Below are 16,197 nucleotides of genomic sequence, written 5' to 3'. Positions count from 1 at the left end.
GAATAGCTTGGCGGTAAATCCAGGCAGGAGAAATTTTTAGTGAAAATACGCTCAATGGCGCTCCGATGCGGCAAGGCGGTAGTGGTGATCGCTTTAATCGCCGTTGTCAATTTTTTTCTTGTGCGCATGGCGCCTGGCGATCCGGCCCAAGTAATGGCGGGGCAGTCTGGCGCGTCCGATGAAATTTACCTGGCGCAACTGCGGAAGGAGTTTGGCCTGGATCAGCCACTTTCGACCCAATTGGGTGTGTATGCCAATCACCTTGTGCACCTCGACCTCGGCTACTCGCATCGTCAGCAGCAGCCCGTGTTAACGCTGATCCTGGAGCGGTTGCCGGCCACGTTGCTGCTGACGGGAATTGCCTTTGTGTTGTCTGTGTCTTTGGGGGTTCTGCTCGGAGTGCTGTCGGCGCGGCGGGTCGGTAGTTGGACCGATACTGCCATTTCTGCTGCAGCCCTTCTGTTTTATGCAACCCCCATTTTTTGGTCGGGACTGCTACTGGTGCTGGTCTTTTCTGTCGGACTTAATTGGCTGCCCGCCTATGGCTATTCTTCCATTGGTGCCGACATGACGGGCTTGCAAGCGGTGCTTGACGTTGCCCGCCACGCTATCTTGCCTGTCGCCACACTGTCGCTCTTTTATGTGGCCATCTATGCGCGCCTGGCACGAGCCTCAATGCTGGAGGTAAGTCGGCTCGATTTCGTCAAGACCGCGCGTGCCAAGGGCCTGCCCGAGCGGCAGGTGCTGGTCAGCCACGTGCTTCGCAATGCGCTCTTGCCCATTATTACCTATGCCGGGATTCACGCGGGTGGGCTGGTCGGTGGGTCTATCGTGGTGGAGACCATTTTTGCCTGGCCAGGGGTCGGCCGGCTCGCTTTTGAAGCTGTCAGTCAGCGCGATTACGGCGTTTTGCTGGGGGTCTTCTTTGTGATCTCCGTTATTGTGGTCGGCGTCAATCTGCTAACCGATTTCATCTATGCCTATGTTGACCCGAGGATTGAGCTGTCATGAAAGGTGTTTTTACCCGTTATGCGCAGACCAAGGGCGGCTTGCTGGGCCTGGCAATTCTGCTGGCGGTCATCGGGCTGGCGTTGACCGCGCGTTGGCTGTTTCCCGTCAGCCCATGGGACACCGTGGGGGCTCCATTTGAGCCTCCGTTGACCGAGGGCTTGCTGCTGGGCAGCGACATGCTGGGGCGCGACGTAGCAGCAGGCATTGCGCACGGCGCCTATGTCTCGCTCCTTATCGGTGTTGTATCCACTGTGGCCGCGCTGGCCGTCGGCATTACGCTTGGCGCGGTCGCGGGCTATGTAGGCGGCTGGGTTGACCACTTGCTGGTCGGCTTCATCGAGTTTTTTCAGACGATCCCCAGCTTCGTGCTGGCGGTGGTGCTGGTGGCTATTTTTAATCCGAGGATCGAGGCCATCGTTGGCGCTATCGCGGTGGTATCGTGGCCGCCGATTGCCAGGCTTGTTCGCGCGGAATTCATGAGCATGCGCTCGCGTGAGTATGTACAGGCGGCCTGGCTCACGGGACGATCAGATATCGCCATCATTTTCAAGGAGATCCTGCCCAATACCTTGTCGCCCATTGTCGTGGCAGGCTCCATGATGGTGGCCACCGCCATTCTCCTTGAGTCGGCATTGAGCTTCCTCGGACTGGGCGATCCCAACCTGATGAGCTGGGGCTACATCATCGGGTCGTCGCGTACGGTGATGCGCATGGCGTGGTGGATGAGTGTGTTTCCCGGCCTGGCAATCGTGCTGACCGTTCTGGCGATCAATCTGATTGGGGAGGCACTCAATGATGCGCTCAACCCCCATCTGCAATCCGTGGAGGAAGCACCATGAACGCGCGCGGCATGCCTGTGGCCCGGCTCGAGTCTCTATCGGTTGAAATCACGGGCCAGACGCCGCAGCGCCTGGTTGTCAATAACGTGTCGTTTGAGATTTACCCGGGGGAGACGGTGTGCGTGGTGGGGGAGTCGGGATCCGGCAAGTCGATGATTGCGCACTCCCTGATTGGTCTTCTGCCGGCGCATGGGGTGCGCCATTGCTCGGGCCAAGTGTTTTTGGGCGATACCGAGATCAGCGCCTTGCCCGAAGCGGCACTGCGCAAGTTGCGCGGCGCGGCTGTGGGTATGATTTTTCAGGAGCCGATGACGGCGCTGAATCCGCTCATGACGATTGGTCAGCAGCTTGGAGAGGTCTTTGGCGCCCACCTGTCGATGGGCGCAGTCGCGCGCCGGGACAAGTCCATTGAGTTGCTGACGGACGTGCAACTGCCTGACCCAGCCCGCGTGGTGTCCGCTTATCCTTTTCAGCTGTCCGGGGGGCAGCGTCAGCGCGTGATGATTGCGATGGCACTAGCATTGGAGCCGAGGCTGTTGATTGCCGACGAGCCTACAACGGCGCTGGATGTGACAACCCAAGCGCAAATCCTGACGCTCATTCGAGAATTGCAAACCAGGCGTGGGATCGGCGTTCTGTTCATTACCCACGATTTTGGTGTCGTGGCTGACATTGCCGATCGGGTGCTGGTGATGCAGCAGGGTTGCTGTGTAGAGTCTGGTCCCGTGGGTGATGTGCTGCGTTCTCCGGCGCATCCCTACACGCGCAAGCTGATTGCCGCGGTGCCAGAGCTGAAGGATCGGCCCGACACCGACAGTGTGCCCGTGCAGCGCGCACCGTTGCTTCAGGTCAGCGATCTGTGCAAAAAGTATGCTGGGCGCGGCGGTCGCATGACCACTGCCCTGGACCGCGTCAGCCTTCATGTCGATGCTGGCGAGACTGTCGGTGTCGTGGGTGAGTCCGGTTCCGGCAAGTCCACGTTGGGCAAAGTGGTGGTCGGTCTGCTGCAGCCAGACAGTGGATCCATCATGTTTGACGGAAGGTCTACCGTGGGCTTGAGCAGGCGCCAGCTCGGCGTTACGCGCCAGCAGATCCAGATGGTGTTTCAGGACCCTTATGCCTCGCTTAATCCGAGGCACCGTGTGGGCAACATCATTGCCGCCGGACCGATCAATACCGGGGTCGCGCGTGACGTCGCCCATGCCCGCGCCGCTGAACTAATTCGCATTGTTGGCCTCGCTCCTGGTTCCCTCAGCCGGTTTCCGCATCAATTTTCGGGCGGCCAGCGACAGCGCATCAGTATTGCGCGAGCGCTGGCAATGCAACCCAGGCTGCTGATTGCCGATGAGGCGGTGTCGGCCCTGGATGTATCGGTTCAGGCGCAGGTACTGGCGCTGCTGCGCGAAATCCGGCAAGAGCTTGGGCTGGCCATGCTGTTCATCACCCATGACCTGCGAGTGGCGTCTGGCTTATGCGATCGCATCGTTGTGATGCGTGCGGGCGGCATTGTCGAGCAAGGACCCGCCGCTGCCATTTGCGGTGCGCCCGAGCAGGCCTATACCCGCGAACTCATCGCTGCCATTCCCGGCCGAAGGTTCAGACATGACGCATGTCTGGCGGGCGCAATAACTTGAATGTATATAAAGGAAAGTTTTATGACGATTGAGCGATTCGATGCCAACGAAAGAATGTGCGACATGGTCGCCACCGGAGCGTTGGTGTTTGTATCTGGCCAAGTGCCGGACACGCTGGACGCCACTATCGAACCGCAAACCACTGAAGTGCTTCGCAAACTCGACGTGATGCTGGCGCGCGCCGGAACCAACAAGTCAAGATTGCTGACGACGACGATTTATCTGAGTGATTTTCGGCATTATGCAGGCCTGAATTCCGCTTGGGACCAGTGGGTCGACAAAGGCAGTCCACCCGCTCGCGATTGCTTCAAACTTGAACTGGCCAATCCAGGCTGGAAGGTAGAGATCGTTGCCACCGCAGTCAGGCCTGGTCAGGCACTTTAGCCTTCAGGCGGTCGCCTGAACGGGTTGATACGGATATTTCTTCCGGCCGCATTCGGGCGTAGCGCCGTGAAAACTGTCGCAACACCCATCCCTGTGTTTTCTTCGCGTTATCGATGGCCAGTTTGCGCGGTGTTGCCGGGTTTGGCCGGGAAGTTCGGTATCTTTCCCCACGGCAAGGATTACATCTTTGCCCTGCGCAAGAACTCAAAGTGGAACAAAAACGCGCATTCAATCCCACGCGCAACATGCATGCACGACGACGTGCAGTTCATGTTCGAGCGCCAGTGAAAGAAAGACAACGCCTACTTCAAGATCGCCAGCCTCAATCACTCCCGCTGTAGCGACATGGCCATTCCCGGGTTGATGCAGTCGGTGGCAAAAATCAACGATCAAGCTGCGAGGATCACGCTCAATTAGCCGGAGGCTTCCTTCCTGGCCAACCTGGGCATGCCTCACACGGCGCTGCAGTCGAAGGAAAACGCGGATGTCATGCTCAAAACGGCTCGCCGGAGAAAATTGACCCGCAGCCGATTGGCACCGGCGCCTTGTCTCTGGTGCAGCATCAGGAAAGACGCCATCGATCGCACAAAGCCTTTCTCCAGTACTGGGCCGGGAGGGCCGGGATAGACGACCTCGTGTACGCGGTCACACCTGACGCCTCGATGCGCAGGTCCAAGTTGCACAAGGGTAAGTGCCATATCGTGCCTTGCTGCGTGCGTGAGCGTGAAGCGTGATGGCTTTTGGCGGTTTGCTTCGGGACGGCCAAAAAAATAAAACTACCAATCGCCCTCACAAGAATTTACAAAAAACTCATGTAAGCTTTACGAAAGTTTAATATTTCGTCCGGCCCCCTATGGGGCCTTCCATCAAAACCAAAGTACTGAGGAGACACCCATGCTGATTGGGGTACCTGCCGAACTGACGGCTGCAGAAACACGCGTCGCGATCACGCCAGAAACGGCGAAGAAACTCATCGCCCAGGGTCACACCGTCCGTGTCCAGTCGGGTGCTGGCGTCGCCGCCAGTGTTCCCGATGATGCCTACAGTGCAGTCGGCGTCGAGATTACCGATGCGGCCGGCGCTTACGCTGCCGACATCGTGCTCAAGGTGCGCTGCCCGCTGGACAGCGAAATGGCCTATGCCAGGCCTGGTAGCGTGGTGGTTGGCATGTTGAATCCTTTTGACGCCGCCGGGCTGCAGCGTCGGGCGGCGGCCGAGCTGACCTCGTTTGCGCTCGAAGCCGCGCCGCGCACCAGCCGCGCGCAGAGCATGGACGTACTCTCGTCGCAGGCCAATATCGCTGGGTACAAGGCCGTGATGATGGCCGCTGACCAGTACCAGCGCTTTTTCCCAATGCTGATGACGGCGGCGGGCACCGTCAAGGCCGCCCGCGTGGTGATTCTCGGCGTTGGCGTGGCGGGCCTGCAGGCCATTGCCACGGCCAAGCGCCTGGGTGCGGTGATTGAAGCCAGCGATGTGCGACCCAGCGTGAAAGAGCAGGTCGAATCGCTGGGCGCGAAGTTCATTGACGTGCCCTACGAAACCGATGAAGAGCGTGAAGCGGCGATTGGCGTGGGCGGATATGCCAAGCCCATGCCACCCCGCTGGCTGGAGCGTCAAAAGCTGGAGGTTGCCAAGCGCGTGGCGCAGGCTGATGTGGTGATCACCACGGCCCTGATTCCTGGGCGTGCCGCGCCGGTGCTGGTGACCGAAGACATGGTCAGGTCCATGAAGCCTGGCAGTGTCATTGTCGATCTGGCCGCGCCTCAAGGCGGTAATTGCCCCTTGACCGAACCTGACAAAACCGTGATCAAGCATGGCGTAACACTGATGGGTCAGACCAACGTGCCGGCGCTGGTCGCGGCCGATGCCAGCGCGCTGTACGCGCGCAATCTGCTCGATTTCCTGAAGCTCATCATCACGAAGGAGGGCGCGCTCAACATCGATTTGGCCGACGATATCGTGGCGGCATGCCTGATGACGCAAAACGGCGAAGTCAAACGCAAATAAGCCAGTCCCGATAACCGGAAAAAGCGGAAATTCCCCCGTTAAAGCCTTGCGCAACCCCTCACGGAGAAGACCATGGATGCAGTGTCACCCACCATCATCAACCTGATTATTTTTGTTCTGGCCATTTACGTGGGTTACCACGTGGTGTGGACTGTCACGCCCGCCTTGCACACGCCCCTGATGGCGGTTACCAACGCCATTTCGGCCATCGTGATTGTCGGCGCCATGCTCGCCGCCGCGCTGACCGAAACGCCACTGGGAAAAACCATGGGCGTGCTCGCTGTGGCGCTGGCGTCGGTGAATATCTTCGGCGGTTTCCTGGTCACGCGCCGGATGCTTGAGATGTTCCGGAAAAAGGAAAAGAAGGCGCCAGCCATTTCGGCCGCGGATGCGGGAGTTTCCAAATGAGCATGAACATTGTCACGCTGCTGTATTTGGTGGCTTCCGTATTTTTCATCCAGGCGCTCAAGGGCTTGTCGCATCCGACCACCTCGTTGCGCGGCAACCTTTTCGGTATGGTCGGCATGGCGATTGCCGTTCTGACCACGGCTGCTCTGATCGTTGAGACTTCGGGCGGCAAGGCCTTGGGCATGGCGTGGGTGCTGCTGGGGCTGGTGGTGGGCGGCGGCTACGGTGCATACCGCGCCAAAACCGTTGAAATGACCAAGATGCCGGAACTGGTTGCCTTCTTCCACAGCATGATCGGCCTAGCGGCTGTGTTTATCGCCGTGGCCGCCGTGCTCGAGCCACATGCGTTGCTGCATGGCCTGGATAAGGGTATGCCGATTCCGGCTGGCAACCGGCTCGAACTGTTCTTGGGCGCAGCCATCGGCGCCATCACCTTCAGCGGCTCGGTAATTGCATTCGGCAAGCTCTCCGGCAGCTACAAGTTCCGCTTGTTCCAGGGCGCGCCGGTGCAGTTCGCCGGTCAGCACAAGCTGAACCTCGCGCTTGGCCTACTCACTCTGGCGCTTGGCGTAACTTTCATGCTGACCGGCAACTGGGCGGCATTTTTTGCCATGCTGGCGCTATCTTTTGCAATGGGCGTGCTGATCATCATTCCGATTGGCGGCGCTGACATGCCGGTGGTGGTGTCCATGCTCAACAGCTATTCAGGCTGGGCCGCTGCCGGCATTGGCTTTTCGCTGAACAACGCCATGTTGATCATTGCGGGTTCGCTGGTCGGTTCCTCGGGCGCAATCCTGTCCTACATCATGTGCAAGGCGATGAACCGTTCCTTCTTCAACGTGATTCTGGGTGGCTTTGGCGGCGAGGCAACAACTGCCGCGACCGGTTCCAAGGAACAGCGCCCGGTCAAGTCAGGCTCTGCCGATGACGCCGCTTTCATTCTCGGCAATGCCGAAACCGTCATCATCGTGCCGGGTTACGGCCTGGCGGTGGCCAGAGCCCAGCATGCGGTCAAGGAACTGGCGCAAAAACTGACGGACAAAGGCATCACCGTTAAATACGCCATCCACCCGGTAGCCGGCCGCATGCCCGGCCACATGAATGTGCTGCTTGCGGAGGCTGAAGTGCCTTACGACCAGGTGTTCGAAATGGAAGACATCAATGCCGAATTTGGCCAGGCCGATGTCGCCATCATTCTGGGTGCCAACGACGTGGTTAACCCCGCCGCGCACGTCAAGGGCAGTGCCATTTACGGCATGCCGATTCTGGAGGCTTACAAGGCCAAGACCGTCATCGTCAACAAGCGCTCCATGGCGGCGGGTTATGCCGGTCTGGACAACGAGCTTTTTTACATGGACAAAACCATGATGGTGTTTGGCGATGCCAAAAAAGTGATTGAAGACATGGGCAAGGCGATCGAATAAGCGCTGTTTGCGCGACTGGCGGCCGTCGACATCCAACGTCAATGGCTGGTCGATGCCTAATTAGAGGCATCACCCTTCGGATTCCCTGATTTACTAGGGAAAACGCAATAGCCACGAAGCAGTCGGGCCCCGAGAATTCCGGAAGCAAGTAAAAGTAATGATGGAGACGACTTAATGAATGCTGTGACCAGTGACCGCCCTTGGCTAAAAGCCTACCCGGCAGGCGTGCCCGTCGATATCGACGCTTCTCAGTATCCGTCGCTGGTCGCATTGATGGAGGAAAGTTTCAAAAAATATGCGGGCCGGGTGGCCTACAGCTTCATGGGCAAGGACATTACCTTTGGCGAGACCGACAGCCTGTCGGTAGCCTTTGGTGCTTACCTGCAGGGCTTGGGTTTGAGCAAGGGTGACCGCGTCGCCATCATGATGCCCAATGTGCCACAGTACCCCGTTGCAGTAGCGGCTATCTTGCGCGCCGGTTTTGTTGTGGTCAATGTCAACCCGCTTTACACACCGCGCGAGCTGGAGCACCAGCTCAAGGATTCAGGCGCCAAAGCCATTGTCATCATTGAAAATTTTGCCAATACGCTGGAGCAATGTATTGCCAGCACGCCAATCAAACACGTCGTGCTGTGCGCTATGGGCGACCAGCTCGGGCTTCTCAAAGGCGCGCTCGTCAATTACGTGGTGCGCAATGTCAAGAAGATGGTGCCCGCTTTCAACCTGCCCAATGCAGTACGCTTTACCGATGCGTTGGCGCGGGGCACGCGCGGCACGCTCAAGCGTCCCGACCTCAAGCCGGACGACATAGCCGTGCTTCAATACACCGGCGGCACGACCGGTGTCTCCAAGGGCGCCGTGCTGCTGCATCGCAATGTGATTGCCAACGTGCTGCAGTCCGAAGCCTGGAACGGCCCGGCAATGGCCAGCATGCCGGCGGGCGAGCAACCCAGTTATGTCTGTGCGCTGCCGCTGTATCACATTTTTGCGTTCACCGTGAACATGATGCTGGGCATGCGCACCGGCGGCAAAAACATCCTGATCCCGAACCCGCGCGATCTGCCGGCCGTGCTCAAGGAGCTGACCAAGCACAAGGTGCATAGCTTTCCCGCCGTCAACACGCTGTTCAATGGCCTGGCCAATCACCCCGACTTCAACACCGTGGACTGGTCGCACCTGAAAATCTCGCTGGGTGGCGGCATGGCCGTGCAGGGCGCGGTCGCCAAGCTGTGGCTGGAAAAAACCGGTTGCCCGATCTGCGAAGGTTACGGCCTTTCGGAGACTTCCCCGTCGGCCAGCTGCAACCCGACCAACAGCAAAGCCTTCACGGGCACAATCGGCGTGCCACTTCCCAGCACTTATTTCAAACTGCTGGACGATGAGGGGCAAGAGGTGGCGATGGGCCAGCCTGGCGAGATTGCCATCAAGGGTCCGCAGGTCATGGCCGGTTATTGGCAGCGCCCGGACGAGACGGACAAGGTCATGACGCCAGACGGGTATTTCAAGTCGGGCGACATTGGCATCATTGATGACAACGGCTTTTTCAAGATCATCGACCGCAAGAAAGACATGATTCTGGTCAGCGGCTTCAACGTCTACCCCAACGAAATTGAAGACGTCGTTGCCAGGCTCGAAGGCGTCATGGAATGCGCTTGCGTGGGCGTGGTCGACGACAAGTCCGGCGAGGCCGTGAAGCTGGTCATCGTGAAGAAAAATCCGGAGCTGACGGAAGCGCAGGTGAGGGCGTACTGCAAGGAAAACCTGACCGGTTACAAGCAACCCAAGGTGGTGGAGTTCCGCACCGATCTGCCCAAGACACCGGTCGGAAAAATTCTGCGTCGAGAACTGCGCGACAAGCGTTAAGGCGCATCAGGGTAAAAGGTTGTAGAGCCCGCAAGGGCTTTCCGAGGGCGACGCAAGTCGCCTTTTTTATCTCCACTTGGCTTCACTTGCGTTTTATAGGAAAAATCGGCGCATGTTTCCAGTCACCCCATCTGCTGCCCTTGCTGCTGCAACGCCGGTTGCCATTCTGAGCGCACTTTCCCAGGAGCAGCGCGGCCTTGTCGAGTTGCTGCGGTCGCCGCGAAAAGTCAGCCATGCCGGCCGCGACTTCTGGCTGGGTGAGCTGCACGGTCAGGCGGTGGTGCTGGCTTTGTCAAGAATCGGCAAGGTGGCGGCCGCCATCACCGCGGCCGCGCTGATCGAACGTTTTGGCGTGCGCCGCATCGTGTTCACCGGTGTGGCGGGCGGTCTGGCGGACGGCGTCAATGTCGGTGACATTGTGGTCGCCACGGACTTCTTGCAACACGATCTGGATGCCTCTCCGCTGTTTCCCCGCTACGAGGTACCGCTCTACGGCAAAACCAGACTTGCCAGCGACGTGGACCTGAGCGCCTTGCTGTTCAATGCGAGCTGCGCGGCGCTGGCGCAACAAAGCCTGGCCGCTCACGGCTTTGCCGGGGCTTGCGTTCATCAGGGGCTGATTGCCAGCGGCGATCGCTTTGTTTGTGGCGCTGACGAATCGCGCAAGCTGCGCGACTTGCTGGCGGGCGCTGGCCATGCGGTGCTGGCGGTGGAAATGGAGGGCGCTGCAGTTGCGCAAGTCTGTCTGGACTACGGGGTGCCGTTTGCCGCCGTGCGCACCATTTCTGATCGTGCAGACGACAGCGCCCATAGGGATTTTCCGCGTTTCACGGACGAAGTCGCCAGCCCCTATGCCCGCGCGATTGTCGAACGTCTGCTGAATCTGCTATAAATATAATAGCTACTAAATACCGTATCTATTGGACCTGACGTCTGTTTGGTTAAAAATGGCGGAGCTGGTCAGGTTTTCCGCCGGCCCGACGGCGGTTGGCGCCTGTTTGGCTACTGCAGCCAGCCGCGCTTTCTGAAGTAGTACATCGGCACTACGGCGCTGGCAATCATCAGCCCCAGCGCGTAGGGATAACCCATCGCCCAGTCGAGCTCGGGCATGAGCTTGAAGTTCATGCCGTAAACGCTGGCAATCAAGGTGGGCGGCAACAGTGCGACGCTGGCTACCGAGAAAATCTTGATGATCTTGTTCTGGTTGATGTTGATGAAGCCCACCGTCGCATCCATCAGGAAGTTGATCTTGTCGAACAGGAAGGCGGTGTGCGAGTCAAGCGAGTCGATGTCGCGCAGAATCTGCCGAGCTTCCTCGAACTGCTCGGCGTTCAACATTTTGCTGCGTATCATAAAACTGACGGCGCGGCGCGTGTCCATCATGTTGCGGCGGATGCGGCCGTTCAGGTCTTCATGGCGCGCAATGGCACCCAGCACTTCGCCGGCCAGGGCATCGGTCACATCGCCCGACAACACCTGGCTGCTGACCTTCTCAAGCTCCACATAAACACCTTCAAGCGTGTCCGCCGAATATTCGGCATCGGCATCAAACAGCTTGAGCAGCACTTCCTTGGCATCTTCTATCAGGCCGGGCGCGCGCCGCGCCCGCATGCGCAGCAGCCTGAAAACCGGCACATCCTCGTCGTGAATGGAAAACAGCACTCCCTTGCTCTTCAGGTCATCATTAACCAGGTTGAGGATGAAAGCCACCCGCACGGTGCGCGGCTCGACGTCATCGGCGATCAGGAAGTCCGAGCGGATGTGCAGTTCGCCGTTATCTTCTTCGTAAAAACGCGCCGACTCCTCGATGTCTTCGTCCATCGCATCTTCCGGAATGGAAAGGCCGTAATATTGCTTGATCCAGCGTTTTTCCTCGACAGTAGGCGACTGCAGGTCGACCCAGATGGGCTGGAATTTGGAGAGTTCTTCCAGGGATTCGATTTCTTCCTGAAAAAGCCGGCCGTTGGCAAGCGTGAAAATATTGAGCATGACTGACGGCTTATCGGTTTCCGGAAGCCCGCGCAAGGCCGAAGGTGGCCTTTGGCGCAAGCAGGTTTTGTGGAGATGAGGGGCATCGCTTTCAACCCCCCAACGTCATTTGGCGTCAGTCTGCGGTGTTGAAAGCGAGCAACTGGGGCTGCTTTCCAAGGATTTCTCCGTAACGAACAATTTGCGATTATGGCATTCGGGCGTGGATTTATCCACCGTGCCAGAGCCCCGGTTTTCTGCCAAAAACCGGCTAGGCAAGCACAGTCATGACGCCGCTGTTTGCCCTGGGTGAATTCGCGCCTGCCCTTTCAGACCGTTTCATTAATGTTGCGTTGAAGGCCTTGCAATTGCCAGGCGGAGGGGCCATAGTGAACGCAAGAGGACAGCCCCGTCTGCCGCACCTTCCCAAGGGCTGGGGCGGTGTTTTCAACCCAGATCCAATTTTGGAAAAGGAGTCTCTTTATGAACTTGACGATTAGCGGTCACCATCTTGAAGTTACCCCCGCATTACGCGGTTACGTCACGAGCAAGCTGGATCGTATTACCCGGCACTTCGACCAAGTAGTGGATGTAAGAGTCTTGTTGACGGTGGACAATATGAAAGAAAAGGAAAGACGTCAGCGAGCCGAGTGCAGCCTTCACGTCAAGGGTCGCGATTTGTTTGCTGAAAGTTCGCACGCCGACCTGTATGCCGCTGTAGATGAATTGACCGACAAGCTGGATCGGCAAGTCGGCCGCTATAAAACCAAGGTCCAGGATCACGGCCACGTGACTGCCAAGCGGGAAGCTTGAAATAGACATTGAGCCCTCCGTTTTGCGTGCAGCCAGGCTCTGGATGTCTGAGTTGCCCAAGCAGTTCAGTATAAAAATGGAGTTTTGTCGCTCCTGTCTATTGCCGTCAAGTGTGTTTTGAAGCCGTTTGCCATGGCAAGCGGCTTTTTCATGTCAATTTTCTTGTTCAACCCGCTGCAAAGTGCATAATCCGGCGACTAAAAGATCGTTATGAACCGTCTTACGCAAATTTTGCCCCCCACCCAAGTCCTGGTCTGCGTTGAAGCGACGAGTAAAAAGCGCGCGTTTGAAGAGGCTGGACTGTTGTTCGAGAATCAGCATGGTCTGAATCGGGCTCTGATCACGGACAGCCTGTTCGCGCGCGAGCGTCTTGGCTCCACCGGGCTCGGGCATGGCGTGGCCATTCCGCATGGCCGCATCAAGGGCCTGAAAGCCCCTATGGCTGCCGTTTTCCAGTTGCAGGCGGCTATCGGTTTCGACGCGCCTGACGAGCAGGCTGTGAATTTGCTGGTTTTTCTGCTGGTACCCGAAGCCGCCACACAAAAACATCTTGAAATCCTTTCGGAAATTGCGGAGTTGCTGAGTGACAGCGTGCTGCGCGAACAGATCAAGACCTGCACTGACGCCGTAGCGCTGCACGCACTGATTGCGTCCTGGCAGTCTGCCCATGAAATCAGCTCCTGAGTTGTCCCGAACTCTGAATCACAGGCCCGCATGAAGCCTACCGTTGTCAGTGCTGACGTTTTATTTGAAGATCACCGTGCTTCCCTGAAATGGCAATGGGTCGCCGGTCTTGGCGCTTCAGAGCGGCGTTTCGACGAGGTCGCCGTGCGCGCAGCGCGTTCCGGTGCCGACCTGGTTGGTTATCTCAACTACATCCATCCTTACCGTGTGCAGATTCTGGGTGAGCGGGAGGTTGCCTACCTCACCAAGGGAAGCCCCGAGGACTGCGCCAGACGCATCTCACGCATCATCACGCTTGAGCCGCCAGTGCTGGTCGTGGCAGACGGCCAGACGGCCCCCGACACGCTGCTGTCGATGTGTGAGCGTGCCCAATTGCCGATGTTTGCCACGCCGGATTCAGCCGCCTTCGTGATTGACGTGTTGCGGGCCTATTTGTCCAGGCATTTTGCCGAGCGCACCTCGATGCACGGCGTCTTCATGGACATTCTGGGCATGGGCGTCATGATCACCGGCGAATCCGGCTTGGGCAAAAGCGAACTGGGGCTGGAGCTGATTTCGCGCGGCCACGGCTTGGTGGCGGATGACGCCGTGGACCTGTACCGAATCAACCAGACCGGAATCGAGGGGCGCTGTCCCGATCTGCTGCAAAACCTGCTGGAAGTTCGCGGCATCGGACTGCTTGACATCAAGGCCATTTTTGGTGAGACGGCAGTACGGCGCAAGATGCGTCTCAAAATGCTGGTGCACCTGGTGCGCCGTGAAACCCTGGAGCGTGATTACGAACGCATTCCCTACGAGCCACTGACGCAAGACGTCCTGGGTGTTCCAGTGCGCAAGGTCATTATTCAGGTGGAAGCCGGCCGCAATATTGCCGTACTGGTCGAAGCGGCGGTGCGCAATGCCATTTTGCAGCTCCGGGGAATCAATACCTACCAGGAATTTGTCGAGCGCCACCGCAGGGCCATGGAACAGGACGATTAGCGCCCTCAGGGGACTAGAACTGCTCGTGGCGGTCCTTACAATTCGTTCACTGCGCCTTCGGTATTCTTTATCAGATATTTTCTAACTTCATCTCGCTATGAAATTAATAGCTGATAGTGCCCGTTTATATTGGACTTCGGCTGATTTTTTCAGGAATCAAGCGTGATGGTGGCGAACCGGCAAGCCATTGCGGTTGGGGCAGTTGTCCTTGGTGCAATTGGCATAGATTGACAGCGAATGGTCGGCGATGGCAAAGCCCTTGGATTTGGCCACGGCATGCTGGCGCTTTTCAATTTCGGCGTCGTAAAACTCCTCGACCTTGCCGCAATCCAGGCACACCAGATGGTCGTGGTGTTGCCCTTCATTAATTTCGTAAACCGCCTTGCCGGACTCGAAATTGCTGCGGTTGAGCAGGCCGGCCTGCTCGAACTGGGTAAGCACCCGATAGACCGTTGCCAAGCCAATATCCGAGCGATCTTCGAGCAGCACGCGAAACACGTCTTCGGCCGTCATGTGGCGCTGTTTGCCCACCTGAAAAATCTCGAGAATCTTGAGCCGGGGCAAGGTGGCCTTGAGGCCGGTATTTTTCAACTCGTCAATGTTGCTCATGGGAATCTCTCTGGGGAAAGGGGAGTGGCCCCGCACGGCGCGGGAGGGTGTCGGGAAGCATCCAGCCGCTACAATGATCGATCATATCGCTACACCCCCTACTATGCCCGTCATGTCTGCAAACCATCGTTACTGCGTCCAAACAGCTTTCATCGTCATGGCCTGTGCGGTATTGGGGGCTTGCAGCAGCATGAGCAGCAGCTCCATCAATCCCGTGAACTGGATAACCCCCTACAAGGTAGACGTTATCCAGGGCAATTTCGTGTCTAAAGAACAGGTTGAGCAACTGCGGCCCGGTTTGAGCCGCGATGAGGTCAAGGCTTTGCTCGGCACTCCCCTGATGACGAGCCTGTTTCACGTTGACCGGTGGGACTATGTGTTCACCATGAAACGGCAGGGCGTTGAGCCACAATCCTTCAAGTACACCGTGTTCTTCAAGGGCGACCAGCTGGAACGTTTCGAGGGTGATGCCATGCCCAGCGAGGCAGAGTTTGTTTCCAAACTGTCCAACCAGCGCAAGCTCGGCAAGATACCACCGCTGGAGGCCAGCGAAGCCCAGCTCAAGGCGGCTGAAAAGGTTTCGGCGGCCAGGGCAGACGCAAAACCTGCTGTGGCCAGCGAGTCGACGAGTCCGCAAACCACGGTCTATCCTCCGCTTGAAAGTCCGAGACAGTGAGTGTCAATATCTTGAGTGACGCTCGCCAGCTCCGGATTGCGGTAGCTGGCTCCAGTGGCCGCATGGGTCAAATGCTAATCGAGGCGTTGAACGCCAGCACTGACTGTCTGCTGACCGGCGCGCTTGATGTGGCGGGCAGTCCCGCGACAGGCACCGACGCTGCAGCATTCGCTGGCCGCAGCAGTGGCGTTCTCATTCAGGCTGACATTCAGGAAGGACTGCGGAACTCCGATGTGTTGATTGACTTCACGCGGCCCGAGGGCACGATGGCCCACCTGGCCGTCTGCTGCGAGCTGGGTGTCAAGCTGGTGATTGGAACCACCGGTTTTTCAGAGGCTCAGAAAGTCGGAATCGCCGCTGCCGCTAAAGATATCGCCATCGTCATGGCCCCCAACATGAGTGTCGGCGTCAATGTCACGCTCAAGCTGCTGGAAATGGCGGCCAGGGCGCTGTCCACCGGCTACGACATTGAAATTATTGAAGCCCACCACCGTCACAAGGTCGATGCGCCTTCGGGCACCGCGCTGAAGATGGGCGAAGTGATTGCTGGTGCACTGGGCCGCGATCTGAAGGATTGCGCTGTCTATTCACGCGAAGGCGTGACGGGCGAGCGAGATCCTTCCAGCATCGGTTTTGCCACCATACGCGGCGGCGATATCGTCGGCGACCACACCGTGCTGTTCGCCGGTATTGGCGAACGTATTGAAATCAGCCACAAGTCCTCCAGCCGCACCACTTACGCCCAGGGCAGCCTGCGCGCCGCACGTTTTCTGGCGGGTCACAAGACCGGCCTTTTTGACATGTTTGATGTACTTAATCTGAAATGAGTGCCACAGTGCGCCGCGCCGGGCCGCCCCAAGCCAGGCCAGCCCCCTCGGGGGGCAGCGCAGTAC

General features: G+C 58.2%; 18 protein-coding genes. 16 read left to right on the top strand and 2 right to left on the bottom strand.

Annotated elements, in window-relative coordinates; translation table 11 throughout:
- Positions 1-54: 54 nt before the first annotated feature.
- The 10 genes from HHJ19_RS05490 (at position 55) to HHJ19_RS05445 (ending at position 10,465) form a co-directional block, all read left to right on the top strand.
- Positions 55-1,011, top strand: coding sequence for an ABC transporter permease (locus HHJ19_RS05490; protein WP_296904835.1), 957 nt, complete (start codon positions 55-57; stop codon positions 1,009-1,011).
- Complete coding sequence (locus tag HHJ19_RS05485; RefSeq protein WP_296904802.1) at positions 1,008-1,850, top strand: ABC transporter permease; 843 nt, start codon at positions 1,008-1,010, stop codon at positions 1,848-1,850. The genes HHJ19_RS05490 and HHJ19_RS05485 overlap by 4 nt, the downstream gene beginning before the upstream one ends.
- Positions 1,847-3,484: an ABC transporter ATP-binding protein gene (locus tag HHJ19_RS05480; RefSeq protein ID WP_296904800.1), complete on the top strand. Its 1,638-nt coding sequence runs from the start codon at positions 1,847-1,849 to the stop codon at positions 3,482-3,484. The genes HHJ19_RS05485 and HHJ19_RS05480 overlap by 4 nt, the downstream gene beginning before the upstream one ends.
- Before the next feature lie 21 nt (positions 3,485-3,505).
- Complete coding sequence (locus HHJ19_RS05475) at positions 3,506-3,868, top strand: RidA family protein (protein ID WP_296904798.1); 363 nt, start codon at positions 3,506-3,508, stop codon at positions 3,866-3,868.
- Between the two features lie 66 nt (positions 3,869-3,934).
- Complete coding sequence (locus HHJ19_RS05470) at positions 3,935-4,156, top strand: hypothetical protein (protein ID WP_296904796.1); 222 nt, start codon at positions 3,935-3,937, stop codon at positions 4,154-4,156.
- 606 nt (positions 4,157-4,762) lie between these two features.
- Positions 4,763-5,878: a Re/Si-specific NAD(P)(+) transhydrogenase subunit alpha gene (locus HHJ19_RS05465; RefSeq protein WP_296904794.1), complete on the top strand. Its 1,116-nt coding sequence runs from the start codon at positions 4,763-4,765 to the stop codon at positions 5,876-5,878.
- A 72-nt stretch (positions 5,879-5,950) separates the two neighbouring features.
- Positions 5,951-6,286 carry an NAD(P) transhydrogenase subunit alpha gene (locus HHJ19_RS05460; RefSeq protein WP_296904793.1) on the top strand — a complete coding sequence of 112 codons (336 nt, stop codon included), beginning with the start codon at positions 5,951-5,953 and terminating at the stop codon, positions 6,284-6,286.
- Positions 6,283-7,710: an NAD(P)(+) transhydrogenase (Re/Si-specific) subunit beta gene (locus HHJ19_RS05455; protein ID WP_296904791.1), complete on the top strand. Its 1,428-nt coding sequence runs from the start codon at positions 6,283-6,285 to the stop codon at positions 7,708-7,710. The genes HHJ19_RS05460 and HHJ19_RS05455 overlap by 4 nt, the downstream gene beginning before the upstream one ends.
- A gap of 174 nt (positions 7,711-7,884) precedes the next feature.
- Entirely contained in the window at positions 7,885-9,573 is a 1,689-nt protein-coding gene (locus HHJ19_RS05450) for a long-chain-fatty-acid--CoA ligase (protein WP_296904789.1), read from the top strand.
- A gap of 112 nt (positions 9,574-9,685) precedes the next feature.
- Complete coding sequence (locus HHJ19_RS05445) at positions 9,686-10,465, top strand: 5'-methylthioadenosine/adenosylhomocysteine nucleosidase (RefSeq protein ID WP_296904787.1); 780 nt, start codon at positions 9,686-9,688, stop codon at positions 10,463-10,465.
- A gap of 110 nt (positions 10,466-10,575) precedes the next feature.
- Here HHJ19_RS05445 and corA read toward each other — a convergent pair whose 3' ends face one another.
- On the bottom strand, positions 10,576-11,562 hold the full coding sequence (corA, locus tag HHJ19_RS05440) for a magnesium/cobalt transporter CorA (protein ID WP_296904785.1): 987 nt from the start codon (positions 11,560-11,562) through the stop codon (positions 10,576-10,578).
- Between the two features lie 266 nt (positions 11,563-11,828).
- Here corA and HHJ19_RS05435 point away from each other — a divergent pair, with 266 nt between their 5' ends.
- From HHJ19_RS05435 to hprK, 4 genes are all read left to right on the top strand, one after another.
- Positions 11,829-12,041: a hypothetical protein gene (locus tag HHJ19_RS05435; protein WP_296904784.1), complete on the top strand. Its 213-nt coding sequence runs from the start codon at positions 11,829-11,831 to the stop codon at positions 12,039-12,041.
- Positions 12,025-12,354: a ribosome-associated translation inhibitor RaiA gene (gene raiA / locus HHJ19_RS05430; protein WP_296904782.1), complete on the top strand. Its 330-nt coding sequence runs from the start codon at positions 12,025-12,027 to the stop codon at positions 12,352-12,354. The genes HHJ19_RS05435 and raiA overlap by 17 nt, the downstream gene beginning before the upstream one ends.
- Before the next feature lie 210 nt (positions 12,355-12,564).
- Entirely contained in the window at positions 12,565-13,038 is a 474-nt protein-coding gene (locus HHJ19_RS05425) for a PTS sugar transporter subunit IIA (RefSeq protein WP_296904780.1), read from the top strand.
- Positions 13,039-13,068: 30 nt separating this feature from the next.
- Positions 13,069-14,019, top strand: coding sequence for an HPr(Ser) kinase/phosphatase (hprK, locus tag HHJ19_RS05420; protein WP_296904778.1), 951 nt, complete (start codon positions 13,069-13,071; stop codon positions 14,017-14,019).
- A 156-nt stretch (positions 14,020-14,175) separates the two neighbouring features.
- On the opposite strand, the gene fur is transcribed toward hprK, so the two are convergent.
- Complete coding sequence (fur, locus tag HHJ19_RS05415; protein ID WP_296904776.1) at positions 14,176-14,628, bottom strand: ferric iron uptake transcriptional regulator; 453 nt, start codon at positions 14,626-14,628, stop codon at positions 14,176-14,178.
- 112 nt (positions 14,629-14,740) lie between these two features.
- Between fur and HHJ19_RS05410 the strand changes: the two genes are divergently transcribed.
- Both HHJ19_RS05410 and dapB read left to right on the top strand, forming a co-directional pair.
- Entirely contained in the window at positions 14,741-15,304 is a 564-nt protein-coding gene (locus tag HHJ19_RS05410; RefSeq protein ID WP_296904774.1) for an outer membrane protein assembly factor BamE, read from the top strand.
- Positions 15,301-16,131, top strand: a complete 831-nt coding sequence (gene dapB / locus HHJ19_RS05405) for a 4-hydroxy-tetrahydrodipicolinate reductase (protein ID WP_296904772.1) — start codon at positions 15,301-15,303, stop codon at positions 16,129-16,131. The genes HHJ19_RS05410 and dapB overlap by 4 nt, the downstream gene beginning before the upstream one ends.
- The last annotated feature ends 66 nt before the right edge of the window (positions 16,132-16,197 follow it).

Origin of the sequence: Polaromonas sp. (assembly GCF_012927415.1) — a bacterium.
Classification (GTDB): domain Bacteria; phylum Pseudomonadota; class Gammaproteobacteria; order Burkholderiales; family Burkholderiaceae_C; genus Polaromonas.
The sequence above is the reverse complement of the archived record's forward strand: the minus strand, read 5'-3'. Positions and strand labels throughout refer to the sequence as shown.